Origin of the sequence: Sphingosinicella sp. YJ22 (assembly GCF_011320075.1) — a bacterium.
In the GTDB taxonomy this organism is placed as follows: domain Bacteria; phylum Pseudomonadota; class Alphaproteobacteria; order Sphingomonadales; family Sphingomonadaceae; genus Allosphingosinicella.
This window is the reverse complement of sequence record NZ_JAANPA010000002.1, coordinates 39,639-65,697: the sequence shown is the minus strand read 5'-3', so window position 1 is coordinate 65,697 and position 26,059 is coordinate 39,639. Positions and strand designations below refer to the sequence as shown.

Sequence of the window (26,059 nt, the reverse complement as noted above, 5' to 3'; positions counted from 1 at the left end):
ACAATGGCACGGATGTATCCTGACCCGCTGCCGGATGACGTACTCGCCAACCCGTATCGGGAGGCTGAAGTCGACGTATACAACAGGTTGCGCGACCAGCTGCCGGATGACTGGGTTTGCTGGTACTCGCGTCCTTGGCTCGGGCTGTTATCCAGCGGGGAGGAGAAGGATGGCGAGGCGGACTTCGTGGTCGCCCACCCCGATCATGGCTTCCTGGTAATCGAGGTAAAGGGCGGCACGGTGCGGCGGGAGGAAAAGACCGAGCGCTGGACCTCGACCAACCGCCTTCGGATCACAAATGTGATCAAGGATCCGGTCAAGCAGGCTCGCGACAGCAAGTATGAGCTGCTCAAGAAGCTGAAGATCCAGCCGGGCTGGCGTCGCAGGTTCGTTACCGCCCGGTATGGCGTGATCCTGCCGGACAGTGCGAAGCCCGCCCACGATCTCGGCCCCGGCATGCCGCTTCGCATTTTCCTGTTCGGCGAAGACCTGAAATATCTTCGCGAATGGGTAGAGGCGCGGCTGTCCGCGCAGGGCGATGCCAATGACCGACCCGGCCTCGGCCTTGGCCCCGATGGTATGCGGGCGCTGCATGAGATGGTAGCGGGCCGGATCGAGTTGCGGCCATCCCTCGCACGAGCACTGCGCAACGACTACAGACAGATCGAAAGGCTCACCGCAGAGCAGGTCGATATCCTCGACATGCTCGGGGACACGCCCCGGATGGCAATCGCCGGTGGTGCGGGAACTGGAAAGACGATTCTGGCTCTCGAGAAGGCGGCTCGTCTGGCAGAGAGCGGCTCGCGCACATTGCTGACCTGCTTCAATGTCCCGCTCGGACAGCATTTGGCGCGCATAACGAAGGATATCCCGCTTCTCGAAGCAGGCAGCTTTCATGCCGTCTGCGACCGCCTGCGACGCAAGGCGGATCTGAGCGTGCGCGGGGACGGGCAGGCCTTCTATGACCAACTGCCTGCCGCTCTTGCGAATACCATGGTCTGTAGACCTGAACTGCGGTTCGATGCCGTCGTCGTCGATGAGGGTCAGGATTTCGACGATGAATGGCTTGATGTGCTGCAACGCTGTCTCGTCGATCCGGAGGCAGGCTGCTTCTACGTGTTCTACGACGACAACCAGCGCGTCTATACTAGACGCTCCAGGGCGATCGCGGAGTTGTCCCAAAGCCCATTCAACCTGGTACACAATTTTCGGAACACGCGAGCCATCCATGCAGCCGCGCGAAGCTGGTACCGGGGAAAGATGACGCGCGCATTGGGTCCGGAAGGAGAACCCGTTGCGTGGGTCGAAGCAGCGACCGGCGCCGATACAGCTACGAAGGTAGATGGACTCGTGCGCGATCTGGTTTCACGACACGGTCTAACCCCGGGTCAGATCGCGGTTTTAACGGTCCGTCCGACAAATGATCATCCGGCGCTTCAAGGCGGTACGGTCGGTGGATTCACTGTGACGACAGCGGAGGCTTCACGCGAAGACGCGGTCGTGTTCGATACGGTGCGGCGGTTCAAGGGGCTGGAGCGGCAAGCTGTTATCCTGGTCGACGCAGACGAGCTCATTGATCCGGAGCTAGCCTATGTTGGCCTCAGCCGGCCCGGCGTCTGGCTGGCCGTCATAGGACCAACGTCAGACCTTGCCCGCCTGAGGTCGGATTAGCTCATCTGGGAGCGCCCGGGTTGGCATCGGATATTGTCGGGGCGCCTGTCACTCATGAAGGGCGCTCGAAGGCAAAGCATCGGATCCCGGGTCGGAGTCAGCAAGGGGTTTAGGTTCAGGTGCGCCATGCGGAAGTGGCGGCCGCGCTCTAAAAGTGGCGCCCGGCCGATCCCGGGCGATGATAACAGCGCATCTCCCCTAAGCAACCAGAAAACCTGAAGCCAGCGGCGGTCCCTGAAAGTCCTATGCAAGTGCCGTTCTAGCTGTTGGACAACTTCTATAGTACTTCCCAAAAGTTCTAGACGAGCACTTCATACCGCATCACGATGCCTTCGTGGGAAGTAGCAAGCCGTCTCGCAGGATTCATCTTGATAATTGGCGAAATCGATGTCAATAATCCCGCGACTCGATATTTTGTTGCGCTGGTGGCGTGGCTGGTGTGCGTTAATGCGGACACGGTGCTCTTCGGGAGATCGGCGTACCCGAGATGCACCTTTCCGCTGGAGCATTCATCAGCCTAGGCGAACCTTCGCTGTGGGATGCATGAAACTCGGCGCCTCGTCGGATACTCTGGCGTACCTTTTGCGGCACTATGATCCACAACCTTGGTTCCGCGAATCCGCGATGAGCTCGGCCGCCTGGTCGGTTCGCTGCTTGCCAGTCGTGGAAGCTTGGTCGCAGTATGTTCTTGAGCGGGTGCTCGGACCTCAAGGTATGAACTTCAGGCCTCTCGACCGGGCCGCGCAGCCCAGGCAGTTCTTCGCCGAACGATTCGTCGTTGAGGGCAGCGTTCGGCAATGCGGCGTCCGTCACTCTTAAGTGCCCGACAGCGATTACGAAATCGGTTCCCGATCGATTGCCCTGTGATTGCCCGACTCGCGGGCCGAACCTGCATCCGCAGAAATCCGGGAAAAATCTGGAGCGGGCGAAGGGATTCGAACCCTCGACCCCAACCTTGGCAAGGTTGTGCTCTACCCCTGAGCTACGCCCGCTCGGCATGTGCCGCCCGAGAGAGCGGCTGAGGTAAGGCGGCGGCTGCTAACAAAAGGGCGGCGGGGGCGCAAGCCCTCCTCCAAGGAAAAACGCGGCCTTGGCAGACTCGCCGCTTTTCCCACATAGGGGGCGCCAAGACGCAGGTTTTCCGGAGAATCAGACGTGGCGACATTAGGCTTGAGCGCGGCCGAGCGCGAGGCGGTGGAGGCTTTCCGCCGCGACGTCGTCGAGCCCAGCATGACCTCGCTGGTGATTCTCGACTTCTGGGCGGAATGGTGCGGCCCGTGCCGCCAGCTCACCCCGGTGCTCGAAAAGGTTGCCGAGGATTATGCCGGCAAGGGCGTCAAGCTCGTCAAGGTCAATGTCGACGAGAACAAGTTCATCGCGGCGCAATTCCGCATCCAGTCGATTCCGACGGTCTATGCGCTCTTCGAGGGCCAGCCGGTTGCCGACCTGACCCAGGCGCGCACCGAGGCGGCGTTGAAGCGGATGCTCGACCAGATCCTCGCGCAGCTGCCGGTCCAGGGCGAGGACCAGCAGGCGCAGGCGGAGATCGAGCCGCTGATCGAGATGGGCGAAGCGGTTCTCGCCGAAGGCGACGGCGAGCGCGCCGCCGGCATCTTCGGGCAGCTGCGCGAGATGGCGCCCGACAACCCGGCGGTGATCTCCGGCCTTGTGCGCGCGCTGATCGCGGCCGGGCGGGTCGAAGAAGCAGGCCCGATCCTCACCGACCTGTCCGAATCGGTCGCCAACGATGCCGCCATCGCTCGGGCCCGTTCCGCCCTCGAACTGGCCTCCGCAGCCCCGGCCGGCGACGATGCCGAGCTGGAGAGGCGGGTTGCCGCCAATGGCGACGATCACGAGGCGCGGTTCGACCTCGCCGGCGCGAAGCTGGCGCGGGGCGACCGCAACGGCGCCGCCGACCAGCTGCTCGAGATCATCAACCGCGACCGCGAATGGAATGACGGCGCCGCGCGCAAGCGCCTGCTCCAGATGCTTGAGGCGATCGGCCTTGAAGATCCTTGGGCCGCGGCCCAGCGTCGGCGCCTGTCCGCCATCCTGTTCGGTTGAACATGAAGCGCCAGTTGCTGCGCGTTCCGGTGTTTCCGTTGGCGGGAGCGCTGCTGTTCCCGCGCGGTCACCTGCCGCTGCACATCTTCGAGCCGCGCTACCGTGCGATGGTCGCCGATGCGATGGCGGGCGACCGGCTGATCGCGATGGTCCAGCCGCGCGATTCGGGGGACCCCCCGGCCTTGTTCGACGTCGGCTGCCTCGGCCACCTCGGCGAATGCGAGCCGCTCGACGACGGCCGCTACAACATTGTGCTGGAGGGCCTGGGACGGTTCCGAATCGCCCGCGAGGCCCAGGTCGACACCCTCTACCGTCAGGTCGAGATCGACCGCGCCGCCTTCGACGATTCCGAAGACGACGACGTGCTCGGCATCGCCGAGCGCGCCGAGCTCGAGCAGGAGGCGCGGCGCTACGCCGATTCGCTGGGCTATGGGGTCAATTGGGAAGCGGTGTCGCGCCTCGACGACGAATCGCTGGTCAACGGCATCGCCCAGATCGCGCCGCTCGACGTCGGCTCGAAACAGGCGTTGCTGGAAGTGAACGGCCTCGCGCCCCGCGCTGACCTCCTCGTCCAGTTCATGCAGTTCCAGCGTATGGCCCCTGGCGGCGCCGACGGGCCCGAAACTCTGCAGTGAGCGGTCCGGGGATCGACCTGAGCGGGCATTGGAGTGGTGTCTTCAGCTTTCCCTACGAGTTGCCGCCGGGACCGTTCGAAGCTCAAATCCATGACATCGCCGGCGCGATCAGCGGGGTAACAACCGAGCCCGGCGACATCTATGATCCGCCCGGGACAACACTCGACGCTACTATCGAGGGTCGACGCAGCGGTGCGTTTCTGACCTTCGTCAAAACCTACGGCCATGAGCTTCGCCCGGATCGTGTCTATTATCGGGGAACGGTCCAGCCCTGCGGCAACGAAATCCAGGGCGAGTGGACCATCCCCGGCGAGTGGTCAGGGACATTCCTCATGATCCGTGCAGCCAAGGAGGAAACTGCCGTTCGCCGCAGAGCGAGCGTGTCGGTCTGACGGACTAGATCGGCAATCCGCGCAACAGCAGTGGCATCTCTCCGGATTCGCCGCGCGCTTCGGCCATCAGCCGGTCCTTCAACGGCGCGATTCGGTCGATCAGGCCCATTCCGAAGCGGCGCACGGCCGAGGCGGTGCGGCCCGGCACGCCATAGATTCGGGTCAGGCTGTCGGTGGCAAGCGCGACCGAGAAGCTGTCGAGGCTGCGCCAGCTCTGGTAGCGGTCGAGCAGCTGTGCATCGCCGAGATCGAGGCCCAGGCGCGCGCCTTCGACGAGCACCTGAGCGAGCGCGGCGGCGTCGCGGAAGCCGAGATTGAGACCCTGGCCGGCGATCGGATGGATGCCATGCGCGGCGTCGCCGACGAGGGCGAGGCGCAGGTCGGTGATCTGCGCGGCATGGTGGAAGCCCAGCGGATAGGTCCAGCGCCGGCTGCCCATCTCGACGCCGCCGAGGGCGCCGCCCATCTTCTTCTCGAGCTCGGCCGCGAAGGCGCGGTCGGGCAGGCCCATATAGGCAGGGCCGTCCGCGGCCGACACCGACCACACGATGGCGGAGCGGTGGCGCCCCTCCTCGTCGTCGAGCATCGGCAGGATCGCGAACGGGCCGGCGGGATAGAAGATCTCGTAGGCGACATTCTCGTGCGGGCGCTCGTGCCGCACCGTCGCCACCATCGCGCAATGGTCATATTGCCAGCGCGCGATCGGGATGTGGGCGGCGTCGCGGGTCGGCGAGTTGCGTCCCTCCGCCCCGATCAGAAGTGACGCCATGACGGCGCGCCCGTCGGTGAGCGCGGCGCGCACGCCGGCTTCGTCGCGCACCACTTCGCCGGTGCGGGCGGGCGCGATCACGGTGATGTTCTCGCATTCCGCCGCGGTCTGTTGAAGCGCCTGGCGGATCAGCCGGTTCTCGAACATGATACCGAGCGGATCCTCGGCGCCGTCGCCCTGGCCGCCGCGGCTCGGGTCGAAGATGAGGCTGCCCGGAGCGAGGCCGTCGCTGACTCGGATGGTGCGGATCGGGCAGCCATGCGCCTCGATTTTCTCGCCGACGCCGATCGCCTGGAGCATCCGCCACGACGAGCTCGACACCGCCGTGGTGCGGCCGTCGAAGGCGGCAGCGATCTGCGAGGCGGGCTCGGCCGCGTCGACGACGATGGTGGTGACGCCATTGCGGCTCAGCGCGATGGCAAGGCTGAGGCCGACCAGGCCGCCGCCGAGGATCAAGACGTCCGCACGGTCCATTTTTCCGCCCCTAGCGAGTTCCGGCCGGCTGGAACAGCCGGGGGGACGGGAAATCGCCCAGGTCGAATTCTGCCTCACCGATGCACGCGTGCAACGCCAAGCGCTTGACCGCGGAGTCGCACAGGGCGCATGACAGCACACAGCGGGAACATTTGAGGCACGGGCATGGCGAGTGTGGCTTCGCGCGCCGGCCGGAACACCGGGTTGGCCGTCTACGAGAGCCGCTTCAAGCGGGTGGCGCGACGCATTGGCGTCATGCTGTTGGGCATGGCGCTGAGCGCGGCGGCGCTCGCGATCCTGGCCGCACTGATCAGCTACCGGCCGAGCGACCCGTCGCTCAACACACGCTCCGGCGGCGCCGTTCAGAATGTGCTTGGGACGCCCGGTGCCTGGACCGCGGACCTGTTGCTCACGCTGGCGGGGCCGCTCGCGGCGCTCCTTCTGCCCGTTCTGCTCCTCACCGGCATCCGGCTCGCGCGCGGGGCGGGGGCGGGGCCGTGGGGCCGCTCGCTGCGCCTGACGCTGGGCGGCATCTTCCTGGTCGGCGCATCGGCCAGCCTGCTGGTCGGCGGCGCGATCAACGGCCTGCCCGCCGGCTGGGGCGGAGCAATCGGCCTCGGCCTTGCCGGCCTGATCGACAGCGGCCTCGGCCTCGCCGGACCGCCCGACGTCGTCGCGCCGTTCCGTCTCGCCATCGCGATCCTGACCGCGTTCGGCGGCCTCATCCTCTGCTTCTTCGGCCTCGGCGTCACCGCCGAGGAATGGAGCTGGGTGCTAAAGCGGCGCGAGCGCGTGGCGCTGCCGGCGCCCGACCATGACGACTTCGACGATGATGACGAGGAGGAGGAAGCCGACGAGCGTCTGGAGCGCAAGTCGCGCCGGCCCATCGTGCGCACGCCGGAACCGCGCCAGACGATCATCGGCGACCGCCCGCGCGCGCCGGATCCGAACGGCCGCGGCGGGCGCGACCGCCAGCGCCCACTCGCGCTGGGCGACACCTACCAGCTGCCCCCGCTCGACCTGCTGAAGCCGCCGCCTCCCGCGACCGGCGGAACGCTCGACAAGGCGGCGCTCGAGCGCAACGCGCGGCTGCTCGAATCCCTGCTCGAGGACTTCTCGGTGCGCGGCGAGATCGTCGAGGTCCGCCCCGGCCCCGTCGTCACCATGTACGAGCTCGAGCCGGCGCGCGGCGTCAAGGCGAGCCGGGTGATCAGCCTCGCCGACGACATCGCCCGCAACATGTCGGCCCTGTCCGCGCGCGTCGCGACCATCCCCGGCCGCAGCGTCATCGGCATCGAGCTGCCCAACGCCCGCCGCGAGATGGTCGCCCTCTCCGAGCTGATCGCAAGCCCGGCCTTCGAGGACCATGTCGCCCAGTTGCCGATCGTGCTCGGGAAGAACATCGCCGGCGATCCGGTCGTCGCCGACCTCGCGCCGATGCCGCATCTGCTCGTCGCCGGCACCACCGGCTCGGGCAAGTCGGTCGGATTGAACTGCATGATCCTGTCGCTGCTCTACCGGCTCACCCCCGAGCAGTGCCGGATGATCATGATCGATCCCAAGCATCTCGAGCTCAGCATCTACGAGGACATCCCGCACCTCCTCGCCCCGGTCGTGACCGAGCCGGGCAAGGCGATCCGAGCGCTGAAATGGGCGGTCGAGCAGATGGAGGAGCGCTACCGGATGATGGCTTCGGTCGGGGTGCGCCAGCTCAGCAGCTTCAACGCCAAGATCCGCGAGGCCAAGCAGAAGGGCCAGACCCTCGGCCGCCGGGTCCAGACCGGCTACGACCAGGAGACCGGCCAGCCCAAATACGAGATGGAGGAGCTCGAATATGACGTGCTCCCCCAGATCGTCGTCGTGGTCGACGAGCTCGCCGACCTGATGATCACCGCCGGCAAGGAAGTCGAGTTCCTCATCCAGCGCCTCGCCCAGAAGGCGCGCGCCGCCGGAATCCATCTGATCATGGCCACTCAGCGTCCCTCGGTCGACGTCATCACCGGCGTGATCAAGGCGAACCTGCCGACCCGCATCAGCTTCGCCGTGACCTCGAAGATCGACAGCCGGACCATCCTCGGCGAGCAGGGCGCCGAGCAGCTGCTCGGCAAGGGCGACATGCTGTACATGCCGGGCGGCAAGCAGATCGCCCGGGTCCACGGCCCGTTCGTGTCCGACGACGAGGTCCGCGCGGTCGCCGATTTCTGGCGGGGGCAGGGCCACCCCGAATATATCCAGGCGGTCACCGAAGAGCCGGAGGACGGCGGCTATCTGTTCGAAGGCCAGCCGGTCGGCGAGGACGACGCCGAGACCCAGCTCTACCGCAAGGCGATCCAGATCGTGGCGGAGGCGCAGAAGGCCTCGACCTCCTACCTCCAGCGCCAGCTTCGAGTCGGCTACAACAATGCCGCGCGCCTGATCGAGCGGATGGAGAAGGACGGCATCGTCTCCGCCCCCGACCATGTCGGCCGCCGCGAAGTGCTGATCGACACCGACGGACGCCCGCTGAGCTGACGCCGGCGGAACGATCGGGTTCACCGGACATTCAACGCGGAACGCCCACTGCGGCGGCAAATCCTTCAACAGGACGGAGTAGACTTTCGATGATGTTCTTGCGTGCGCTTGCGCTGACCGCCGCGCCGCTCGGCCTCGCCGCCACGGCTGCCCTTGCGCCCGTTCCGGCAGTTGCCCAGCAGAACGGGCTCGCCGAGGTCCAGGCCCATCTTCGCGCCATCACCAGCATGACCGCCAATTTCTCGCAGACCGACGCGCGCGGCAGGACCCTGACCGGTACCCTTGCGCTGAAGCGGCCGGGCAAGATCCGCTTCGAATATCGCGGCGTGCGCATGCTGGTCGTTGCCGACGGCACCCGCCTCAACTTCCTCGATTACGAGGTCGGGCAGCAGCAGAGCTGGCCGATCGGGGATTCCCCGCTTTCTGTGCTGCTCAACCCCAACCGCGACCTGTCGCAATATGCCCGGGTGATCCGCAACGACGGCAACACCTTGATGGTCGAGGCGCGCGATCCGCGCCGCCGCGAGTTCGGCCGCATCACTCTGGCGTTCGCGCGCAACGCGGGCACGCCGGGCGGGCTCAGCCTGACCGGGTGGAACGCGCTCGACGCGCAGAACAACCTCACCCAGGTGCGGTTGACCGGGCAGCGCTACAATGTGCCGGTGGCCGACAGCCTGTTCCGCTTCGAGCCCGCGCGTGGCCGTGGACCGAGGCGCTAGTGCGATGAGCCGTCAGGCGTCATTCATCGGAACGACAGGAACCCTAGCCTAATAATACACCTATCGATTGCGGAAGACCGGCGTCGGGTTTCCCCCCTGTTGCCCGAAGGCGGTCCAGGCAGTCGACCTCGCGTCGAACAACGCTTGGTGGCCCCCGCTCCACGCCCCCGGAGCGGGGGCCTTTGCTTGTCCGCGCCTGCCCCGCTAGAGCCGGACCCAATGCCTGAACGTCGCATCAAGATCGCAACCTGGAACATCAACAGCGTCCGGGCCCGTGCTCACATCGTCGAGCGCTTCCTCACCGAGGAGGCGCCGGACGTGCTGTGCCTGCAGGAGACCAAGGTCCAGGACGGCGAGTTCCCGTTCGAGATGTTCCGCAAGCTTGGCTACGAGCATATCGTCATCCGCGGCCAGCGCATGCATCACGGAGTCGCCACGATCAGCCGAATCCCGATGCGCGAGGAAGAGCGCCACGACTGGCAGGCCAATGGCGAGGCGCGCCATGTCGGCGTGCAGCTCGAATGCGGCTTCCGGCTCGAGAATGTCTATGTGCCGGCCGGCGGCGACATTCCCGACCGCGACGCGAACGTGAAGTTCGGGCAGAAGCTCGACTTCATCGAGCGGATGACTCGCTGGTCGGAGGAGTGCCGCGCGCCCAGCGTGCTGGTCGGCGACCTCAATGTGGCGCCGCTCGAATGCGATGTGTGGAGCCACAAGCAGCTGCTCAATGTCGTCAGCCACACGCCGATCGAGGTCGAGGCGCTGACCGGGCTCCAGGCGAGCAACGACTGGGTCGATCTCGGCCGCCATTTCCACCCGGCGCCCGGCCGCATGTTCACCTGGTGGAGCTATCGCTCGCCGGACTGGACCAAGAACGACCGCGGCCGCCGCCTCGACCATATGTGGGCGACCAAGGACGTCGCTGCGCAGGCTGTCGCGCACCGGGTCCATGAGCCGTGTCGCGCCTGGCTTAAGCCGTCGGACCATGTCCCGCTGACCACCGAGTTCGTGGTGTGAGCGAGGGCCGCGCCGTCGCCCGCGCGATCGACGCGCTGCGGCGCGGCTGGCCGATTGCGATCGACGACGTCCGCTTCCTCGCCATCGAGACCGCCGATCCGGCCGCTCTCGCCGAGTTCGACGGCGAGGCGCCGGCCGACCTGCTCATCTCGGGCAACCGCGCCACGACGCTCAAGCTGATCAACCAGCTCGATGCCGCGGAGCCGGCCGATCCGGTCCTGATCAAGCGGTCGCCCTGGCTCGATCTCGACCTGGCCGTGGCCGTGGCCGACCCCGCGCTCGATCTCTCGCGGCCGCTGAAGGGACCGTTCACCACTGCGCCCCTGTGTGCGCCGGCGACCGCACGCGCGGCGCTGCGGCTGGCGCGGCTCGCCGGCCTGCTCCCCGCCCTGTTCACCCGGCGAGGCGGCCCGGCGGAGGCCGAAACCACGTCCGATGCGGTGACGGCCTATGCCCACAAGCCGCGCGTCCGAATCGCCGCTCGGGCCCATCTGCCGAGCCGGCATGGGGAAGGGGCCGAGATCGTCGCGTTCCGAAGCGACGACGACACCAGCGAGCATGTCGCCTTGCTGATCGGAGCGCCCGACCGGCGGCCGCCGCTGGTGCGGATCCACAGCGAATGCCTGACCGGCGACGCGCTGGGGTCGCTAAAATGCGATTGCGGGCCACAACTCGACGGGGCCCTGGCGGAGATCGCCGAATCCGGTTGGGGTATCCTCCTCTACCTCCGACAGGAGGGGCGAGGGATCGGCCTGGTCAACAAGCTGCGGGCCTATGCCCTTCAGGACCAGGGGTTCGACACGGTCGACGCCAATCTTCGTCTCGGCTTTGCCGACGACGAGCGCGACTTCGCGGTGGCGGCGAGCATCCTCTCGGCGCTCGGCCAGAGCGCGGTGCGCCTGCTCACCAACAATCCGCGCAAGGTCGCGGCGCTGGAGGCGCTCGGGGTCCAAGTGAGCGAGCGCGTGCCTCACAGGACGGCCGCCAACCCTCACAACGAAGCTTATCTCGCCACCAAGCGCGACCGCAGCGGCCACCAGCTCTAGGTCGTCGCACGCTCTCCGAACAGCGCGGTGCCTATGCGGACATGGGTCGCGCCGATGGTGACGGCGGTCGGGTAGTCGGCAGTCATGCCCATGCTAAGCGCGGGCAGATCGAGGCGCCGTCCATGCTCGGCGAGCAGGGCGAACCACGGTGCCGGCTCCAGGTCGGCGGGCGGGATGCACATCAGCCCGATCACCGGCAGGCCGGCGTCGCGCGCCTCCCCGAGCAAGCCGGGAAGCGCGCCGACCGTGCAGCCGCCCTTCTGCGGTTCCTCGGCGAGATTGACCTGGAGGAAGCAGTCGGGACGGCGGCCGGCCTTGTCGGCGGCGCGGGCGAGGGCCGTGATCAGCGACGAGCGGTCGACCGAGTGGATGACGTCGAACAGCGCGACCGCCTCATCGGCCTTGTTTGACTGGAGCTGGCCGACCAGGTGAAGCCGCACGTCGGGGTGGCGCGCCTTGAGTTGCGGCCACTTCGCGGCGGCTTCCTGGACCCGGTTCTCGCCGAAATCGCGCTGGCCCGCCTCGACCAGCGGCACGATCGCCTCGGCCGGGTGGGTTTTCGACACGGCAATGAGGGTGACCTCGTCGCCCTCGCGGTTGGCGAGGCGCGCCGCGTCCTCGATCGCGCGGCGCACCTTGTCGAGCCGCTCCTGCACTGATGAATCCGCCATCGGCGCTGCTATAGGCACGGCCATGGCCGCCTGCCAGCCTCTCCCCCGCGCCTGGCTCGTCACCGACGAGCGCCAGGGCGACCGGCTCCTGCCCGCCGTGGCGCGGCTGCCGTTCGGCTGCGGAATCCTGTTTCGCCATTACAGCCTCGGCCACGCCGAGCGGCGCGCTTTGTTCCTGGACATTCGCGCCGTCGCGCGCCGCCGCGGGCACCTGCTGCTGCTCGCCGGCTCGCGGGCCCGGGCCCTGGCATGGGGCGCCGACGGCTGGCACGGGAGGGGACGCGGCGCCGGTCTCCACAGCGCGTCGGTCCATGATCTCGCCGAAATGCGGGCTGCGGAACGTGCCGACGCGTCGATTCTGTTCCTGTCGCCGGCCTATCCGACCCGGTCGCACCCCGGCGCCATTACGCTCGGCCTCTCCGGCTTCGCCCGGCTGGCGCGCCGCACGGACCTGCCGGTCATCGCTCTGGGCGGCGTGGACACCGCGCGCGCGCGGTCGCTGATGGCGCGCGGCGCCTATGGCTGGGGAGCGGTGGACGCCTGGCTGAGTTAGAAGCGGATCGCGGTACCGACGTAGACCGCCTGGCTGTCGCGGCGCTCGTCGCGGGCCAGGGGCTCGAGGCGGTCACGCGACACGCGGTAGCGAACGCCGCCGGTGACATCGAGGTTGCGGGCGATCGAATAGGAGCCGCCGACATCGAGCGAATAAGCGCTGTCGTCGCCGACGATCCGCTCGACGCCCTCGGCGCGCTCGGCGCCGACCTGGACTCGGCCGGTTAGGCGGCGGTTCGCCTGATATTCCGCGCCGATCTGGGCCGATTCGCGGCCGCCCAGCGCCGCGGTGTCGTTGCTGCGCGCGACGTCGCCGGTGATGGCGAAGCGGCGCCAGCCGACCGAGACTCCGAGATTGTAGGAGCTTGGGGTGATCTGGGTACCGGCCGCGGTCGGAGCGGCCAGAGTCGCGGTGCGGAGACGCTCCGGCGCATTGACGCCCGGACGGACCCGGACTGCAACCCGGACCGCGCGGCTGCGCTCGTCGGTGGTCGCGGCCGGGGTGAAGCGAAATGCCGTGTCGACATTGTTTGTGCGACGATTGGCGAGCATCGCGGCGAGCCGCGGGTCGCGCACTGCCGGCGTGAACGTGCCGATGACGCGCTCGGGCGCCGGTGCCGCGCGATTCTGGCCGCGCTGGGCTTCACCGATTGCGGGCACGGCCAAGGAGATGGCGAGCAGCGACGCGCCGCCAGCCAATCCCAATGTCCAAGCCCTGAGCAAACCCGGTGCTCCCATAACCGTCCCGATCTAGTCGCTTCGTAACGCACATTCCAGCGAACCGCCCGGCGTTAACCCGGATTCATTTCGTCTGTTGCAACATCTCCACAAACAAAAGGTGATTCTGGCCATTCCGAAGCGATCAACCCGCTCTGCAACGCGACCGAGTAACGCTTGCCGCTCGCGCGGGCCTCTCTATAACGGCGCTCGAACTAGCCAGTTGCCGAGGACCTCCCGATGAATCGCGTTTTCCCGATCGGTGTCGCCATGATCGGCGCTGCCCTGCTCAGCGCCTGTGGCGGCGGACGCGCCGCAGCGCCAGCCATCGCGCCCGCTACGCTCACCCAAATCGGGGTGAATTCCTATCTGTGGCGGGCCGCGCTCGACACCGTGTCCTTCGCTCCGATCGCGCAGGCCGATTCGAACGGCGGCGTCATCGTCACCGACTGGTACGTGAACCCCGCCGACGCGACCGACCGGGTGCGCCTGTCGGTCGCGATCCTCGATGCGACCCTGCGCGCCGACGCGTTGCGCGTCTCGGCGGCGCGCCAGCGGCTGCAGAACGGCACCTGGGTCGACGCTCCGGTCGCCGCCGCGACCGTGCAGCGGCTTGAAGAGATCATCCTGACCCGCGCCCGTGACCTGCGCCGCGCCGCGCGCGGATAGAAAATCCAAGCACATGACGGCCCAGCGCTTCAACCCGCTCAAAGCCGACGCGCACTGGCAGAAAGTCTGGGAGGAACGGGAAACGTTCCGGGCCCGTGACGATTCGTCCAAGCCGAAGGCCTATATCCTCGAGATGTTCCCCTATCCTTCGGGGCGCATCCACATGGGGCATGTCCGCAACTACACGATGGGCGACGTGCTCGCCCGCTACCGGCGGATGAACGGCTTCGAGGTGCTCCACCCGATGGGGTGGGACGCCTTCGGAATGCCGGCCGAGAATGCCGCGATGGAGAAGAAGGTCCATCCCGGCAGCTGGACCTGGGACAATATCGCGACGATGCGCGCGCAGCTGAAGCGGCTCGGCTTCGCGCTCGACTGGTCGCGCGAGCTCGCGACCTGCCATCCCGATTATTACGGGCAGGAGCAGGCGCTGTTCCTCGACATGTTCCAGGCGGGCCTGGTCTACCGCAAGGAGAGCGAGGTCAATTGGGACCCGGTCGACATGACCGTGCTCGCCAACGAGCAGGTCATCGATGGCCGCGGCTGGCGCTCGGGTGCGCTCGTCGAGCGGCGCAAGCTCTCCCAGTGGTTCCTCAAGATCACCGAATTTGCCGACGATCTGCTGCAGGGGCTCGAAAGCCTCGACCGCTGGCCGGAGAAGGTTCGCCTCATGCAGGAGAACTGGATCGGCAAGAGCCGCGGCATGAAGTTCCGCTTCGCCATCGAGGCGGAGAAGAGGGGCGACATCGACTCGATCGAGGTGTTCACCACCCGGCCCGACACGATCTTCGGGGCGAGCTTCGTCGCGCTCTCGCCCGATCATCCCCTCGCCCAGCAATATGCCGCCCGCTCGCCGGAGGTTGCGGAGTTCATCGCGCGCTGCAAGCGCGGTGGCACGACGGCCGCCGAGCTGGAGACGGCCGAAAAGCTCGGTCTGGAAATCGGCGAAGCGATCCACCCGCTCGATCCCGACTGGGAGCTGCCCGTCTTCATCGCCAATTTCGTGCTGATGGACTATGGCACCGGCGCGATTTTCGGCGTGCCGGCGCACGACCAGCGCGATTTCGAGTTCGCGACCAAATATGGGCTCGATATCCGGCGCGTGGTTGCGCCGAGCGCAGCCGAAGCCGACAAGCCGGTGACGGGCGAAGCCGAGACCGGCGACGGAATCCTGGTCAATTCGCGCTTCCTGGACGGCAAGAGCGTCGAAGCGGCGAAAGCGGCCGTGATCGCGCGCGCCGAGGCGGAAGGTTGGGGCCGGGGCACGGTCGCCTGGCGTCTCAGGGATTGGGGCGTTTCGCGCCAGCGTTATTGGGGCACGCCGATCCCGATCATCCATTGCGAGGCGTGCGGCGCCGTGCCGGTGCCGCGCGAGCAATTGCCAGTGGTGCTGCCCGAGGACGTCAGCTTTGACGTGCCGGGCAATCCGCTCGATCGCCACCCGACGTGGAAGAACGTGTCCTGCCCGTCTTGCGGCGGGACGGCTCGGCGCGAGACCGACACGCTCGACACCTTCGCGGATTCCTCCTGGTATTTCATCCGCTTCGCCAGCCAGCCGGCTGACCGGCCATTCGATCCCGGGGTCGCCGCGCATTGGCTGCCGGTCGATCAGTATATCGGCGGCGTCGAGCATGCGATCCTGCACCTGCTCTACGCGCGGTTCTGGACGCGGGCGCTCCATCATATGGGCCAGCTCGACATCACCGAGCCGTTTGCCGGCCTGTTCACCCAGGGCATGGTGACTCACGAGACCTATCGCTCGCTGGACGGCCGCTGGTTGTCTCCCGACGAGGTCGAGGTCGGCGCCGAGGGCATCATCGAAAGCGCGACCGGCTCCGGAGTCGAGACCGGCCGCGTCGAGAAGATGTCCAAGTCCAAGAAGAACACCGTCGATCCCGAGCCGATCGTCGAGCAATATGGCGCCGACGCGGTGCGCTGGTTCATGCTGTCGGACAGCCCGCCCGAGCGCGACCTGGAATGGAGCGAATCGGGCATCGAAGGCGCCTGGCGCTTCGTTCAGCGGCTGTGGCGGATCGCAGGCAGCGCCAGTGATGGGGAAGGGCGCGATGACACGCTCGACCGCAAGCTTCATCAGACGATCGCCGCGGTCGGCGCCAATATCGAGGCGCTCGCCTTCAACAAGGCGGTCGCAAACCTTTACGAGCTGGCCTCGGCGATCGAGAAGGCCGCTCCCTCCGCGTCGAAGCGCGAGGCCGCGCTCACCATGCTCAAGCTGGTCGCTCCGATGGCCCCGCACGTCGCCGAAGAGGCATGGTCGGCGTTGGGGCAGGAGGGCCTGATCGCCGACTCGCCCTGGCCGCAGGCGGATCCAGCCTTGCTCGTCGAGGACCAGGTCACCATCGCGGTGCAGGTCAACGGCAAGCTGCGCGACACGTTGACCGTTGCCAAGGGCGCGTCGAAGGAAGCGCTCGAGGAAATGGCGCTGGCGTCGGAGAAAGTCGTACGAATCCTCGAGGGCAAGCCGCCGCGCAAGGTGATCGTCGTGCCCGACCGCCTGGTGAATCTGGTCGCATGAGGCGGGCGCTGCCCCTGCTGGCCGCGGCGCTGCTTTCGGGTTGCACGCTCCAGCCGCTCTACCCGGGCGGCAGCCGGTCGCAGGTGTCGCAGGCGCTTCGTTCGATCAGCGTGGCGCCGATTCCGGGCCGCGCCGGCTATCATGTGCGCGGCGCCTTGGTCGACCGCATGGGCGAGCCGAGCGGGCCGGTGCGCTACCGGCTCGAGGTCGAACTCGACGACCGCATCACCGGCTTCGGAATCCGCCTCGACGATGCGGTGACTCGCGAGCGGCGGACGTTGCGGGCCCGCTACCGCCTGGTCGATGCGCAGCGCGGCACGGTGGTTCTCGACGCCACCGCCGGCTCCGATGCCGGCATCGACGTGGTCGGCTCGGAATATGCCACGGTGGCGGCCGAGCAGACGGCGCTGGAACGGCTGTCGGTCGAGGTCGCCGAACAGATCATCTCGCGAGTCGCGCTCTACGCCAGCCGGACGCCAGCGACCCCGTGAAGGCGACCAAGCCGCAGCTGGAAAAGGCGCTCGCCGCTCCCGCCAACATCCGCTTGTTCCTGTTCCACGGCCCCGACGACGCCGGCAGCCGTGCCCTGATGCGGCGCCTGGCCGCGTCGGTAGGGCCGGATGCGGAGCGCATCGACATTGCCAGCTCCGAGCTCAAGTCAGACCCGGCGCGGCTTGCCGACGAAGCCGCGTCGATCTCGATGTTCGGCGGCGCGCGCTACGTGCTGGTCGACCCGGCCGGCGACGAGAGCAGCGAGGCGGTATCGGCCCTCCTGTCGGCACCGGCGGCGGGCAATGCGGTGGCGCTCATTGCCGGCAACCTCAAGGCGTCGTCGTCGCTGCTGAAGCTGGTCCTTGCGAGTCCCGCGGCGATCGCCTTCGCGAGCTATCTTCCAGACGCGCGCGACTGGGACCGGATGGTGAGCGACATCGCACGCAATTTCGGCCTGCAGACCCGCCCCGACGTCGCCCAGCGCATCGCCGAGGCCGCCGGCGGCAACCGCGCGCTGGTCGAGCAGGAGATGGCCAAGTTCGCCGCCTATCTCGACGCCGAGCCCGGCCGGGCGACGCCGCTCGACCATGACGTCATCGACGCGGTCGGCGCGGCCCGCGAGGAGGGCGACCCCGGTCAGCTGGTCGATCGCGTGTTCGACGGCAACCCGAAAGGCGCGCAGGCCGAGCTGCAGCGACTTCACGCAGAGGGAGCGGAAGGCATTGTCCTGCTGCGCGCGGCGCTGCGGCGGGCGCTTCTGCTGGCCAAGCTGCGAGCGCGGGTGGAGAAGGGCGAAAATGCCTCCTCGGTCATTGCCTCGCAAGGCAAGGCATTGTTCTGGAAGGAGAAGGACGGCGTCGAGCGGCAGTTGCGCGCGTGGCCGGCCGAGCGGCTGGTGCGTTGCGTCGAACGGCTGAGCGAAGCCGAGCGTGCACTGAAGCGGTCGGGCGCGCTGGGACCGGTGTCGGCCGATGCCGAGCTGCTGGAGATCGCCCGTCTGGCCGGGCGGCGCGCTTGAATCCCAGCGTCGCCTAGAATTCAGATTTCGCCGCCGGTCAGGCGCTGACACAGCATGTCGAGCTGGTCGAGCGTCGAATATTGCAGCGCCAGGGTGCCGCCATTGCCGGAGTGACGGACGGTGACGCCGACGCCGAGCAGCTCGCTCAACTGCCGCTCGAGCGCCGCAATGTCGGCGTCGATCGGGGCGGTGGCGGCCGCCTTGCGGCTCTTCGGCTTGCTGGCTTGCGCAAGCTTCTCGGTCTCGCGCACCGACAGGCCGCGGCGAACGACCTCATCGGCGAGAGCGGCGGGATCCGGAGCGCCGGCGATGGCGCGAGCGTGGCCCATGGTCAGCCGCCCGTCCACCACCATCTCCTGAACTGCGCCAGGAAGATCAAGTAATCTCAATAGGTTAGCGACGTGACTGCGCGATTTGTGGACGAGCTTGCCGAGCTCTTCCTGGGTGTGCCCGAAGTCGCTCAACAGACGCTGATAAGCCTGCGCTTCCTCGATCGCGTTGAGGTCCGCGCGCTGGATATTCTCGATCAGCGCGACTTCGAGCGTTTCCTCGTCGCTGAACTCGCGGACGATCGCCGGAACCTCGTGGAGCCTTGCCTTCTGGGCCGCGCGCCAGCGCCGCTCGCCGGCGACGATCTGGAAGCGGTGCCCGTGCGGTCGAACGACGATCGGCTGGATGACGCCGCGCTGCTGGATCGACTGCGCGAGCTCGGCCAGCGCGGTCTCGTCGAAATGACGGCGCGGCTGGCCGGGGTGGGGCTCGACGCTGGCGACCGGGAGCAACTGGACCGTGCCTCGGGTCGTGCCGCTGACCGGCGCCTCCTGGCCGACCTCGCCGAGCAGCGATGACAGGCCGCGGCCGAGGCTCTGCGGGCGCTTGCGCGGAGCGTCGCTCATGCGGCTTCCCTGGTCCGCCGAGGCATCCGCGCAAGAAGCTCGCGGGCCAGGTCCATATAGGCCGCCGAGCCCGAGCAGCGCTGGTCGTAGATCAGAGCGGGAATGCCGTGGCTCGGCGCCTCGCTCAGCCGGACGTTGCGCGGCACGACAGTGTCGAACACGACCTTGCCGAGGCAGGCGCGGACGTCTTCGGCGACCTGCGACGACAGGTTGTTGCGCCGGTCGTACATGGTCAACGCGACTCCGAGGATCGACAGCTCGGGATTGAAGCGAGCACGGACCCGCTCGACCGTCTGGAGCAGCTGGCTGAGGCCCTCCAGAGCGAAGAATTCGGCCTGGAGCGGCACCAGGATCGAATTGGCGGCGACCAGCGCGTTGATCGTCAGCAGGCCGAGGGAAGGGGGGCAGTCGATCAGGCAGACGTCCCAGCGGCCTTCCTCGCCTTCGAGCGCCAGGTCGAGGCGATGGGTCCGGTTCTCGAACTCGACCATCTCGATCTCGGCGCCGGACAGGTCGACTGTTGCGGGGACGATGTCGAGACGCGGCACCCGCGTCGGGATCGCCGCCTCGCCGAGGCGCGCTTGCCCGGTGAGAAGGTCATAACTCGACCGCTCGCGCTGTCCCTGTGTGATGCCGAGGCCTGTCGAGGCGTTGCCCTGAGGGTCGAGGTCGACAACCAGCACCCGGTCGCCGGTCGCCGCAAGCGCCGTGCCGAGGTTGATCGCCGTGGTGGTCTTGCCGACGCCGCCCTTCTGATTCGCAATCGCGATCCGAATCATGCTCTTTTCCTGCCCTGCGGCGTCACGCCGTCCGCAACGATGATGCCGGAATCCGGGTCAGTGAGGCTCGGCTCCAGACGGAACGAACCCTGCCACGAAGATTCGGCGGCTTCCAGTTCCGACTGCGCGCTGCGTCCCTTGGGGAGAATCCAGCGCGTCTTTTCTGTGGAGAAGCGGTGCGCAAGTTCGAGAAGCTCGCCCATCGGCGCGAAGGCGCGGGCGCTGATCACGTCGAATTTGTGCGTTGGCACCCGTTCGACCCGGTCGAGCAGCAGGGTCGTCCGGTCGGACACGCCCAGCACCTCGGCGGCGCGGTGAAGGAACTCCACACGGAGCCTACGCGATTCGACCATCGTCACGGGGCCACGGTGAAGGGCGGCGACGACCATGCCGGGGAATCCGGCCCCGGTGCCCAAATCGAGCCACGTCGAATCGGGGGAGGGAGCGAAGCGCAGGAGTTGGGCCGAATCGAGGAAGTGGCGGGCCCAGAGGTGCGGCAATGTTCCACGTGAAACGAGGTTCTGCCGTTCGTTCTCCGAAACGAGCAAAGCGGCAAAGTCGTCCAGGCGCGTCATTGTTTCACGTGGAACATCAAACTCCGCCCGGATCCACTCTGTCGCCTCTTCTTCGGTCATGCCGCCCGGCGCCCCCGCACATGAACGAGAATGGCCGCAACCGCCGCCGGAGTGATGCTGCGCACCCGCGAGACCGCGCCAAGAGTCGAGGGCCGCGCGGCGGAAAGGCGCTCGACCATTTCAAGCGAGAGCCCCGGAATGCGGGCGTAATCGAGCTGCGGGGGGATCGTGACCGCCTCGTCGCCGCGCAAACGCGCGACCTCGGCGTCCTGGCGCTCCAGATAAGGGGCGTAGCGATGGTCCTGGACCGCTTCCTCGAGAAGCCGCGGAGAGACCTTGCCAAGCTCGGGTTCGACACTTCGGAGGACGCGAGCGTCCACCTCGGGAAAGCGCAACCATTCGGCCAGCGTGCGCATGACCCCATCGTCGCGCACTTGCGCTTCCAGCGCGCCGGCGCGGACTCGGCGCGCTAGCAGCGATGAGATCCGTGCTCGCTCGGCGGTGTCGCGCGCAAGGTGATCCCGGCGCTCCCGCGACAGGCACCCCGCCGCCTCGGCAACCGGCGCAAGGCGCGTCTCGGCATTGTCGGCGCGCAGCCGGAGTCGGTACTCCGCGCGCGCCGTCAGCATGCGGTAAGGCTCGGTGACGCCCTGCAGGACGAGGTCGTCGACCATCACGCCGATATAGGACGTCGCGCGATCGAACAGGATCGGCGCGGCCCCCTTGGCATGCGCCGCGGCATTGAGGCCTGCGACCAGGCCCTGGGCCGCCGCCTCCTCATAGCCGGTCGTGCCGTTGATCTGCCCCGCGAGGTACAGACCCGCGACGTCGCGAACGCCGAACGTCGGCTCGAGGATGCGCGGATCGACATGGTCATATTCCACCGCATAGCCCGGCTGGGCGATGCGGACCTGCTCGAGGCCCGCCATGGTGCGAACCATGGCCAGCTGAGCGTCCTCGGGGAGCGAGGTCGAGATGCCGTTGGGATAGATGAGCGGGTCGTCGAGGCCTTCAGGCTCGAGGAAGATCTGATGGCCGTCGCGGTCGCCGAAGCGGCGCACCTTGTCCTCGATCGACGGGCAATAGCGCGGGCCGACGCCCTCGATGTCGCCGGAGAAAAGGGGGGAGCGGTCGAACGACTCCCGCACGACCTGGTGGGTGCGCGCGTTGGTGCGGCTGATCGCGCAGAAGAGCTGCGGGTTGGCCCGGGCCGCGCTCATCGGCGACATGGTCCAGTCGCCGTCGTCCGACTCCTGCCGTTCCAGCACCGACCAGTCGATGGTGCGGCCGTCGAGGCGCGGCGGCGTTCCCGTCTTCAGCCGCGCGATGGGCAGGTCCATGGCGCGGAGCTGGTGCGCCATCGCGGTGGCTGGCCGCTCGCCGACTCGGCCGCCGCCGCAGCTGTTGAGGCCGAAATGGAGCTTGCCGCCGAGGAACGTGCCGGTGGCGAGAATGACAGCCTTTGCCCGCAACTGGCGGCCGTCCGCCAGTTGAACGCCCTCGACCCTGCGGCCATTGAGAATCAGCGAGGCGGCCTCGCCCTCGACCACCTCGAGACCGGCGAGCGGCGCCAGAAGCTCCTGGATGGCGCGCTTGTAGAGCTTGCGGTCCGCCTGGATGCGCGGGCCGCGCACCGCGGCACCCTTGCTCGCATTGAGCATGCGATAGTGGATGGCGGCGGCATCGGAGGCGCGGGCGATGAGGCCGTCGAATGCGTCGACCTCGCGGATGAGGTGGCCCTTGCCGAGCCCGCCCATCGCCGGGTTGCACGACATCACGCCGATCTGCTCGCGCGAGAAGCTGACCAGGGCGGTCGAGGCGCCCATGCGCGCGGCGGCCGCGGCGGCCTCCGTCCCGGCATGGCCGCCGCCGACCACGATGATGTCGAAGCTCGTCATTGGGGCGGTGACATAAGGCAGAGCGCAGCGCTTTTCGACCCCGACCGCACCCAATGTTCCACGTGGAACATCACTTGCCGATGCAGAAGCGCCCGAACAGCGTGTCCAGCATGTCCTCGACCCCCGCCCGCCCGGTGATTCGATCGAGCGAGGCGCGAGCCTGGCGCAGGCTTTCCGCGACGATCAGGAGATCCTTGCTCTCGTCGGCCCCGCCGAGCACGGCCAGCGCCTCCCCGAGCGCCTCGCGATGGCGGGCATGGAGCGCCGCCTCTCCGGTCGCCGGAAGCATCGCCCGTGCGCGGTCCAGCAATTCATCCATGAGCGCTTGGACACCTTCGCCGGTCTTTCCTGACACGACAAAATCGGCTTTTGAATCAGTATCTTGCACATCGCAACGCGACTGAACCCGAATGACGTCATGATGTCGCGGAGCGGCGCCCGGCTCCCCCAGCCAAAGCACGACATCCGCAGCGTCGAGAGCGGTCCGGGCACGATCGACGCCGATCGTCTCGACGGCATCGGCGCTGCTCCGCAGGCCGGCGGTGTCGATCATCAGGAAGGGCAGGCCGCCGATCGCTACCGGCGCCTCGATCAGGTCGCGGGTGGTGCCGGCGATCTCGTGCGTGATCGCCGCCTCGCGCCCGACCAGCCGGTTGAACAGGGTCGACTTGCCGGCATTGGGCGGCCCGGCGAAAACGACGCGGATGCCGTCGCGAAGGCGCTCGGCCGAGGGGCGACGAAGCGCAGCGTCGATCTCCGTTGTCAGCCGCCGCAGGTCCTCGAGCCATTGCGCGGGCAGGCCCTCGTCGACGTCACCTTCATCGGAGAAGTCCAGAAGCGCCTCAACCGCGGCGGCGAGCCGGAGGATCTCGGCGCTCCAGCCGTGAACCTCTCGGCTGAACGAGCCGCCGGCGAGCAGCATGGCGGAACGGCGCTGCGCCTCGGTTTCGGCCGAAAGCAGATCGGCGAGACCCTCGGCCTCGGCGAGATCGATGCGGCCGTTGGCAAAGGCCCGGCGGGTGAACTCGCCCGCTTCGGCCGCGCGCAGGCGCGGGTCGCGGGCGAGCGCAGCCCGGACCGCATTTACGACGGCGCGCCCGCCATGGAGGTGAAGCTCGACGATATCTTCGCCGGTAGCGCTGTTCGGACCGGGGAAATAGAGGGCGAGCGCGTTGTCGAGAAGCTCACCGTCGGCACGCAGCGCGACCAAGCGAGCACGGCGCGGCTCCAGTGTGGACCGAGTCAGTTCGCCCGCGGCCGCGAGCGCATCCGGACCGCTGATCCGCACGATGGCGATCGCCGCCGGCGGCTGACCGGAGGAGAGGGCGTAGATGGTGTCGGCTTGAGACATTCAATTCCTTGTCATTCCCGCGGAAGCGGGAATCCAGCTGCCTTAGCGGGAACCGAAGAAAAGTAAGAAGCTGGGTCCCCGCTTTCGCGGGGATGGGCCTAGCCCCGCTTTCCGGTCATCTGCTCGGCCATCTGGCGCCACATGGCGAGGCCGGCGTCACTCATCGGCCCCCAATTTTTCATCATCTCGCCGAACGCCTCGGTCGAGGTGCCGTCGGTAACCATCCTGGTCATTCGCTCGACATAGGCCTCATGGACCGGCCCGAGATCGGGAAGGCCGAGGAAGCGGCGCGCCTCCTCCGGCGTGCAGTCGATGTCGACAGTCACCTTCATGCGAAGCCCTCCTGTTGCGAGCGGCGCTCGTCCTATGGCTATAGGGGACGAGACCGCAAGCAGGAGATATCGGCGATGGCGCAGATGGAGATCACCACGTTCGACGGCGACGAGCGCTTCCCCGCTTACGTCGCCGAGCCCGAGGGCGAGCCGCGCGGCGCGATCGTCGTCATCCAGGAGATTTTCGGGATCAATCCCGGGATCCGCGGCAAGGTCGATCACTGGGCCGAGCTCGGCTATCTCGCCGCGGCGCCCGACCTGTTCTGGCGGTTCGCGCCCGGAGTCGAGCTCGATCCCGACGTGCCGGAGGAATTCAAGCGCGCGCTGGAGCTAATGGGCCGGCTCGACCAGGACCTGGCGATCAAGGACATCGAGGCGACGATCCGCGCCTTGCGATCACGGCTGCCGGAAGGGGGCAAGGTCGGCGTGGTCGGCTACTGCCTCGGCGGGCGGCTCGCCTACATTGCCGCGGCGCGCACCGACGCCAATGCCAGCGTCGGCTATTACGGAGTCGGCCTCGACGGCCTGCTCGGCGAGCAGCACGGCATCGCCAACCCGCTGCTGCTCCACATCGCCGAGGAGGACCATTTCGTCTCCAAGGACGCCCAGCGGGCGATTGCGGAGGGGCTCAAGGACAATCCGCACGTCACGATCCACTCCTATCCGGGGGTGGACCATGGTTTCGCCGCAGAGATGGGGAAGAGGCGCAGCGAGGAGGCCGCGCACCTCGCGGATTCGCGGACCGAGCAGTTCTTCGCGAGGCACGTCGGCTAGCCGCCAACTGTCATTCCCGCGTAAGCGGGAACCCAGCTTCTTCTGTAGCCAGCGTAAGTCAGCTGGATCCCCGCCTTCGCGGGGATGACAGGGTAGTGGCCTCCCGAACCTACTGGTTCATCGTCGCGAAGAATTCCTCGTTCGACTTCGAGTCTTTGATCTTGTCGAGGAGGAAGGTCATCGCGTCGACGGTGCCCATCTGCATGAGGATCCGGCGGAGCATCCACATGCGGGTGAGGGTGGCCTGGTCGACCAGCAGCTCCTCCTTGCGGGTGCCCGACTTGCCGACGTCGAGGGCCGGGAAGATGCGCTTATCGGCGACCTTGCGGTCGAGCACGATCTCGGAATTGCCGGTGCCCTTGAACTCTTCGAAGATGACCTCGTCCATCTTGGAGCCTGTGTCGATCAGCGCGGTGGCGATGATCGAGAGCGAGCCGCCTTCCTCGATGTTGCGCGCGGCGCCGAAGAAGCGCTTGGGGCGCTGCAGGGCGTTGGCGTCGACGCCGCCGGTCAGCACCTTGCCCGAGCTCGGCACCACCGTGTTGTAGGCGCGGCCTAGGCGGGTGATCGAGTCGAGCAGGATGACGACGTCCTTCTTGTGCTCGACCAGGCGCTTGGCCTTCTCGATCACCATCTCGGCGACCTGGACGTGGCGCTGGGCCGGCTCGTCGAAGGTCGAGGAGATGACCTCGCCCTTCACCGAACGCTGCATGTCGGTGACTTCCTCGGGCCGCTCGTCGATGAGCAGGACGATCAGGAAGACCTCGGGATGGTTGTCGGTGATCGCCTTCGCCATGTTCTGGAGAAGCACGGTCTTGCCGACGCGGGGCGGGGCGACGATCAGAGCGCGCTGGCCCTTGCCCTGCGGGGCGACGATGTCGATGACCCGCGCCGACTTGTCCTTGACGGTCGGATCGGCGCTGTCGAGCGTCAGCTTCTCGTCGGGATAGAGCGGCGTCAGATTGTCGAAATTGACGCGGTGGCGGACGGCGTCGGGATTGTCGAAATTGACCTGGATGACCCGGACGAGGCTGAAATAGCGCTCGCCTTCCTTGGGACCGCGAATCTCGCCCTCGACGGTATCGCCGGTGCGCAGGCCGAACTTGCGGACCTGGTTGGGCGACACGTAGATGTCGTCGGGACCGGCGAGATAGTTGCTGTCGGCCGACCGCAAGAAGCCGAAACCGTCGGGCAGGACCTCGATCGTGCCCATGCCCATGATCTCGTTGCCGCCCTCGGCGCGGACCTTGAGGATCGAGAACATCAGCTCCTGCTTGCGCAGGGTGGACGCGCCCTCGACTCCGAGCTCTTCCGCCATGGCCACCAGTTCGGCCGGGCTGCGCTGCTTCAAGTCGTTGAGATGCATAGATAAACTCTTGTGAAACCGAGTCCGAGCGATGGCCGGCGGACAGATTTGGAATTGGAAAAGGCGAAGGAAACCCCGCGCGGACGGCGGGTTTAACGACCAACGCCGCCCTATGCTCCGGCCCGATCCGAGTCA

24 protein-coding genes and 1 tRNA gene are annotated in these 26,059 nt (G+C 67.5%); 14 read left to right on the top strand and 11 right to left on the bottom strand.

What is annotated here, in order from left to right; genetic code table 11:
* The first annotated feature begins 3 nt into the window (after positions 1–3).
* Positions 4–1,671, top strand: a complete 1,668-nt coding sequence (locus tag G7B71_RS01550) for an NERD domain-containing protein/DEAD/DEAH box helicase (protein ID WP_166037157.1) — start codon at positions 4–6, stop codon at positions 1,669–1,671.
* A gap of 917 nt (positions 1,672–2,588) precedes the next feature.
* Here G7B71_RS01550 and G7B71_RS01545 read toward each other — a convergent pair.
* A tRNA-Gly gene (locus G7B71_RS01545) sits at positions 2,589–2,663 on the bottom strand.
* Positions 2,664–2,826: 163 nt separating this feature from the next.
* Between G7B71_RS01545 and G7B71_RS01540 the strand changes: the two genes are divergently transcribed.
* The 3 genes from G7B71_RS01540 to G7B71_RS01530 are packed head-to-tail and all read left to right on the top strand — an operon-like array spanning position 2,827 to position 4,762.
* Positions 2,827–3,735 (top strand): tetratricopeptide repeat protein, encoded by a 909-nt coding sequence (locus G7B71_RS01540; protein ID WP_166037155.1) that lies wholly within the window; start codon positions 2,827–2,829, stop codon positions 3,733–3,735.
* A 2-nt stretch (positions 3,736–3,737) separates the two neighbouring features.
* The gene (locus G7B71_RS01535; protein ID WP_166037154.1) at positions 3,738–4,370 is read left to right on the top strand and encodes an LON peptidase substrate-binding domain-containing protein; all 633 of its coding nucleotides are present in this window, start codon (positions 3,738–3,740) and stop codon (positions 4,368–4,370) included.
* Positions 4,367–4,762, top strand: coding sequence for a hypothetical protein (locus G7B71_RS01530; RefSeq protein WP_166037152.1), 396 nt, complete (start codon positions 4,367–4,369; stop codon positions 4,760–4,762). Before G7B71_RS01535 ends, G7B71_RS01530 begins: the two co-directional genes overlap by 4 nt.
* A 4-nt stretch (positions 4,763–4,766) precedes the next feature.
* Here the strand turns inward: G7B71_RS01530 and G7B71_RS01525 are convergent, their stop codons facing one another.
* Complete coding sequence (locus G7B71_RS01525; protein ID WP_166037150.1) at positions 4,767–6,005, bottom strand: UbiH/UbiF/VisC/COQ6 family ubiquinone biosynthesis hydroxylase; 1,239 nt, start codon at positions 6,003–6,005, stop codon at positions 4,767–4,769.
* Between the two features lie 255 nt (positions 6,006–6,260).
* On the opposite strand from G7B71_RS01525, the gene G7B71_RS01520 reads away from it, so the two are divergent.
* The 4 genes from G7B71_RS01520 to ribA all read left to right on the top strand — a co-directional run bounded on the left by G7B71_RS01520 (position 6,261) and on the right by ribA (position 11,298).
* On the top strand, positions 6,261–8,516 hold the full coding sequence (locus G7B71_RS01520; RefSeq protein ID WP_166037353.1) for a DNA translocase FtsK 4TM domain-containing protein: 2,256 nt from the start codon (positions 6,261–6,263) through the stop codon (positions 8,514–8,516).
* 92 nt (positions 8,517–8,608) lie between these two features.
* Positions 8,609–9,235, top strand: a complete 627-nt coding sequence (locus tag G7B71_RS01515; protein WP_166037351.1) for an outer-membrane lipoprotein carrier protein LolA — start codon at positions 8,609–8,611, stop codon at positions 9,233–9,235.
* Between the two features lie 219 nt (positions 9,236–9,454).
* On the top strand, positions 9,455–10,252 hold the full coding sequence (locus G7B71_RS01510; RefSeq protein WP_166037148.1) for an exodeoxyribonuclease III: 798 nt from the start codon (positions 9,455–9,457) through the stop codon (positions 10,250–10,252).
* The gene (gene ribA, locus G7B71_RS01505; RefSeq protein WP_166037146.1) at positions 10,249–11,298 is read left to right on the top strand and encodes a GTP cyclohydrolase II; all 1,050 of its coding nucleotides are present in this window, start codon (positions 10,249–10,251) and stop codon (positions 11,296–11,298) included. Before G7B71_RS01510 ends, ribA begins: the two co-directional genes overlap by 4 nt.
* Here the strand turns inward: ribA and G7B71_RS01500 are convergent.
* The gene (locus tag G7B71_RS01500) at positions 11,295–11,969 is read right to left on the bottom strand and encodes a YggS family pyridoxal phosphate-dependent enzyme (protein WP_166037144.1); all 675 of its coding nucleotides are present in this window, start codon (positions 11,967–11,969) and stop codon (positions 11,295–11,297) included. The two genes, ribA and G7B71_RS01500, sit on opposite strands and share 4 nt — an antisense overlap.
* A gap of 22 nt (positions 11,970–11,991) precedes the next feature.
* Between G7B71_RS01500 and G7B71_RS01495 the strand changes: the two genes are divergently transcribed.
* Positions 11,992–12,522: a thiamine phosphate synthase gene (locus tag G7B71_RS01495; RefSeq protein ID WP_166037142.1), complete on the top strand. Its 531-nt coding sequence runs from the start codon at positions 11,992–11,994 to the stop codon at positions 12,520–12,522.
* On the opposite strand, the gene G7B71_RS01490 is transcribed toward G7B71_RS01495, so the two are convergent.
* Positions 12,519–13,220, bottom strand: a complete 702-nt coding sequence (locus G7B71_RS01490) for a porin (RefSeq protein ID WP_243406042.1) — start codon at positions 13,218–13,220, stop codon at positions 12,519–12,521. The two genes, G7B71_RS01495 and G7B71_RS01490, sit on opposite strands and share 4 nt — an antisense overlap.
* Before the next feature lie 258 nt (positions 13,221–13,478).
* Here G7B71_RS01490 and G7B71_RS01485 point away from each other — a divergent pair, with 258 nt between their 5' ends.
* Genes G7B71_RS01485 through holA form a run of 4 tightly spaced genes read left to right on the top strand, consistent with a single transcriptional unit; the run spans position 13,479 to position 17,953 of the window.
* Complete coding sequence (locus G7B71_RS01485) at positions 13,479–13,907, top strand: DUF3576 domain-containing protein (RefSeq protein WP_243406041.1); 429 nt, start codon at positions 13,479–13,481, stop codon at positions 13,905–13,907.
* Positions 13,908–13,920: 13 nt separating this feature from the next.
* Positions 13,921–16,443, top strand: a complete 2,523-nt coding sequence (gene leuS, locus G7B71_RS01480) for a leucine--tRNA ligase (protein ID WP_166037138.1) — start codon at positions 13,921–13,923, stop codon at positions 16,441–16,443.
* Positions 16,440–16,934: an LPS assembly lipoprotein LptE gene (gene lptE, locus G7B71_RS01475; protein WP_166037136.1), complete on the top strand. Its 495-nt coding sequence runs from the start codon at positions 16,440–16,442 to the stop codon at positions 16,932–16,934. The genes leuS and lptE overlap by 4 nt, the downstream gene beginning before the upstream one ends.
* On the top strand, positions 16,931–17,953 hold the full coding sequence (holA, locus tag G7B71_RS01470) for a DNA polymerase III subunit delta (RefSeq protein ID WP_166037134.1): 1,023 nt from the start codon (positions 16,931–16,933) through the stop codon (positions 17,951–17,953). Before lptE ends, holA begins: the two co-directional genes overlap by 4 nt.
* A gap of 20 nt (positions 17,954–17,973) precedes the next feature.
* Here holA and G7B71_RS01465 read toward each other — a convergent pair whose 3' ends face one another.
* The 6 genes from G7B71_RS01465 to G7B71_RS01440 form a co-directional block, all read right to left on the bottom strand.
* A complete protein-coding gene (locus G7B71_RS01465; RefSeq protein WP_166037132.1) occupies positions 17,974–18,849 on the bottom strand; it encodes a ParB/RepB/Spo0J family partition protein in 876 nt (291 codons plus the stop codon).
* The gene (locus G7B71_RS01460; RefSeq protein WP_166037129.1) at positions 18,846–19,628 is read right to left on the bottom strand and encodes a ParA family protein; all 783 of its coding nucleotides are present in this window, start codon (positions 19,626–19,628) and stop codon (positions 18,846–18,848) included. Before G7B71_RS01460 ends, G7B71_RS01465 begins: the two co-directional genes overlap by 4 nt.
* Positions 19,625–20,263: a 16S rRNA (guanine(527)-N(7))-methyltransferase RsmG gene (gene rsmG / locus G7B71_RS01455; protein ID WP_166037128.1), complete on the bottom strand. Its 639-nt coding sequence runs from the start codon at positions 20,261–20,263 to the stop codon at positions 19,625–19,627. The genes G7B71_RS01460 and rsmG overlap by 4 nt, the downstream gene beginning before the upstream one ends.
* The gene (mnmG, locus tag G7B71_RS01450; RefSeq protein WP_166037126.1) at positions 20,260–22,101 is read right to left on the bottom strand and encodes a tRNA uridine-5-carboxymethylaminomethyl(34) synthesis enzyme MnmG; all 1,842 of its coding nucleotides are present in this window, start codon (positions 22,099–22,101) and stop codon (positions 20,260–20,262) included. The genes rsmG and mnmG overlap by 4 nt, the downstream gene beginning before the upstream one ends.
* A 70-nt stretch (positions 22,102–22,171) precedes the next feature.
* Positions 22,172–23,452 carry a tRNA uridine-5-carboxymethylaminomethyl(34) synthesis GTPase MnmE gene (mnmE, locus tag G7B71_RS01445; RefSeq protein ID WP_166037124.1) on the bottom strand — a complete coding sequence of 427 codons (1,281 nt, stop codon included), beginning with the start codon at positions 23,450–23,452 and terminating at the stop codon, positions 22,172–22,174.
* Between the two features lie 98 nt (positions 23,453–23,550).
* A complete protein-coding gene (locus tag G7B71_RS01440; RefSeq protein WP_166037122.1) occupies positions 23,551–23,784 on the bottom strand; it encodes a DUF6489 family protein in 234 nt (77 codons plus the stop codon).
* Positions 23,785–23,859: 75 nt separating this feature from the next.
* On the opposite strand from G7B71_RS01440, the gene G7B71_RS01435 reads away from it, so the two are divergent.
* A complete protein-coding gene (locus tag G7B71_RS01435; RefSeq protein ID WP_166037120.1) occupies positions 23,860–24,558 on the top strand; it encodes a dienelactone hydrolase family protein in 699 nt (232 codons plus the stop codon).
* 109 nt (positions 24,559–24,667) lie between these two features.
* Here G7B71_RS01435 and rho read toward each other — a convergent pair whose 3' ends face one another.
* Complete coding sequence (gene rho / locus G7B71_RS01430) at positions 24,668–25,924, bottom strand: transcription termination factor Rho (RefSeq protein WP_166037118.1); 1,257 nt, start codon at positions 25,922–25,924, stop codon at positions 24,668–24,670.
* Positions 25,925–26,059: the final 135 nt, after the last annotated feature.